2 protein-coding genes are annotated in these 3043 nt (G+C 58.2%); both read left to right on the top strand.

Annotation, left to right across the window (positions count from 1 at the left end):
- Positions 1-89: IS3 family transposase (locus B7R22_RS20365; protein ID WP_367302594.1), on the top strand; the 89-nt coding region annotated here is incomplete at its 5' end.
- 271 nt (positions 90-360) lie between these two features.
- Positions 361-2601, top strand: a complete 2241-nt coding sequence (locus B7R22_RS18285) for a family 78 glycoside hydrolase catalytic domain (RefSeq protein ID WP_437184163.1) — start codon at positions 361-363, stop codon at positions 2599-2601.
- Positions 2602-3043 lie beyond the last annotated feature (442 nt).

The raw sequence follows: 3043 nt of genomic DNA on the forward strand, positions 1-3043 counted from the left end.
GCTGGTACAACGCCCGCCGACGCCACTCCGGCATCGGCTACCTCAGTCCATTAGAGTACGAACGCCGCCAGCTCACACTGGCAGCCTGACCAACCAACCACCTGTCCGGGAAACGGGGTCAGCCTCACCCCCGTCGAGTTTGAGACAATTTACACAACCGCAAACGCGGCCTGAAAACCATCAACCCCCAGTGACAACCAAACTCTGGGCAGACCCGACGTCCAGACTGCGGGATTCGATTCACAGGATCAAATCCTCGTCTCATGGCCATTTCGTCCGCTTCGAAGCATGTATCAATGCGTCCTCCGCGTCCGGGTCAGCAGCACGGATGGCTGGACCGAATACTCGGACCCCCTCACCGTGGAGACAGGCCTACTCGACGCGTCGGACTGGTCCGCCAAATTCGTAACGCCAAGCACGATTGGAGAGCTTGAAGCCGGAGCCCCATTCCTTTCTAATATCGTGCTTCTTCCAACTGCACCCCGCTCGGCAAGGCTTTACATCACAGCGCTGGGCACCTATAACGCGCGGATAAACGGCGCCCGGGTAGGTATAGATGAGCTCGCTCCCGGCTGGAGCTCTTATTCTCACCGATTGAAGTATCAGACCCACGACGTCACAAATCTCCTTACAGCAGGAACGAACCGCGTGGAAGCACTTATTGGCAATGGCTGGTACCGCGGTCAGCTTGTATGGCCCGGCAATCGATCAAGTTACGGCGCCCAGTTAGCCTTACTGGCACAGCTTCACGTCAAATTCGATGACGGCACCGAGCTAATTTGGGGCACGGACGAATCATGGAGCGCTGGCAGCAGCGATCTGCGCTACGACGATCTCTACGACGGTGAAATCTGGAACATGAAGGGTGAACGGCCGGGCCGGGAAGAAAGGCCGGACAGTGTCGAAGTTCTTCAGGTTGACCTTGAAACTTTGGTGGCGCCCACCGGACCAGGGATCCGGACCACCGAGATACTGCGACCTCGCGAGGTAATTCGATCGCCATCGGGCGCCCTGATCGTGGATTTTGGACAGAACATTGCGGGAAGAGTGCGCCTGACCGCCAACGGAGCTGCTGGCACCGCCGTAATGGTTCGCCATGCCGAAGTACTCGAACACTCGGAACTGGGAACGCGGCCACTTCGATCAGCGAAGGCTACCTGCTCCTACGTGCTCGATGGTTCCAACGACGAGATCCTCGAGCCAATCTTCACCTACAGCGGTTTCCGTTATGCAGAAGTCACTGGCCTTGACCTCGAAGATGTGAAGCGATGCGAGGCGTTAGTGCTGGGCAGCAATCTTCAGCGCACAGGCTGGTTCAGTTGCTCCGACCCCGAAATTCAGCGGCTCCATTCGAACATCGTCTGGAGCATGCGAAGCAACTTCTTTGACGTGCCTACAGACTGCCCTCAACGGGACGAGCGGCTTGGTTGGACGGGGGATGCTCAGGTCTTCGCCCCCACCGCAAACTTCCTGTTTGATACCGCCGGGATGCTCGCCGGCTGGTTGAAAGATCTCACTGCGGAACAGAGAGCCGACGGAACCGTGCCACTCGTGGTCCCAGATGTGCTGAGGAATGACACACCGGTAGCCGGGTGGGGCGACGCCGCAACCGTAGTTCCAATGACGCTTTTTCAAGCCTATGCAGACCGCCAAGTCCTGCTGGACCAATACGAGTCAATGAAGAGATGGGTCGATAAGGTTGCTGCGGTAGCCGGAGAGAATCACCTGTGGGACACCGGTTATCAGCTCGGAGACTGGCTTGACCCAAGCGCCCCACCCGAGCATGCCGACCAGGTGAAAGCGGACCCCGCTGTCGTCGCTACAGCGTACTTTGCTCGCTCTGCATCATTGCTAGCTGCCGCAGCGCGCGAGATCGGCATCGACGACGATGCTCGACGCTACGAAAGCCTCTTCTACGAGGTTCGAAAGGCATTCAATAAGGCATACGTGGACTCCAATGGTACTGTCCAGAGCGACTGCCAGACGGTTTATGCACTTTCCATTTGCTGGAACCTGCTCGGGCCCGACGCACTTGCGGGCGCAGCGCAACGTCTCGGAGAGCTGGTCCGCGAAGCGGGCTGTCGCATCAGCACCGGCTTTCTAGGTACTCCACTTATCCTCGATGCTCTGTGTGAAATTGGGGAACGGTCGCTCGCATTCTCCATGCTTACCCAACGAGATTGTCCATCCTGGCTCTACCCGGTCTCGATGGGAGCTACGACCGTGTGGGAACGCTGGGACTCTATGCTGCCAGACGGCTCGATCAACCCAGGCGCGATGACCTCGTTCAACCACTATGCCTACGGGGCTGTCGCCGATTGGCTCCACCGTCGAGTGGCCGGCATCGCACCGGGCGAGCCCGGTTACCGAACCGTGGTCATATCTCCCCAGCCGGACCCGAGAATAACGGCAGCAGGCGCAGCGCTCGAAAGCCCCTACGGTCGCATCGAGGTGGAGTGGAGTTGGATAGACGAGGTATTCAAAATGAAGGCAAATACACCCCCTGGCGTCACCGCAGTAATCACATTGCCTGGAGCGTCGACGTCGGTGACAGTCAGCAACGGTGAACACTCTTTCTCTACGCACTACGCGCCTGAATGAGTAGTCGACCCCGACAAACCTCACTAGCCGAGCCCCTCGAAGACGTCTAATTTCCGTTCCGCTGGCCTTGAGCGGATTAGATGAGGTCGCGCTTACAAAGCTGCTGCCACAACGGTCAGGCTAACGGCACCAACGCTCTCTCCACCCTCGCGCCTTTAAGTAATTTGACTAGCCAACTGGATATGTGAAATAAGAATGAATGCTGCAGACTATTCCACTCCGTTCCGACTGAGCCGCCCGGTGCTTGTAGGGAGCGGACGTGCTGGGGAATTTGACGAGCAACTCGTGGATAGCCCATTCGTCTTCTCCCACCAATGTTAGCGGCCATGTGAAACTGCCCGTAGGCGGCCAGTAGTTCTGCCCGCTGGTGGCCAGGGGATCTGCCCACTGGTGGCCACGAGTTCTGCCCACTTCTGTTTTGTACCCGGACGCGTTAAGCGCC

The organism is Subtercola boreus, assembly GCF_003399635.1.
In the GTDB taxonomy this organism is placed as follows: domain Bacteria; phylum Actinomycetota; class Actinomycetes; order Actinomycetales; family Microbacteriaceae; genus Subtercola; species Subtercola boreus_B.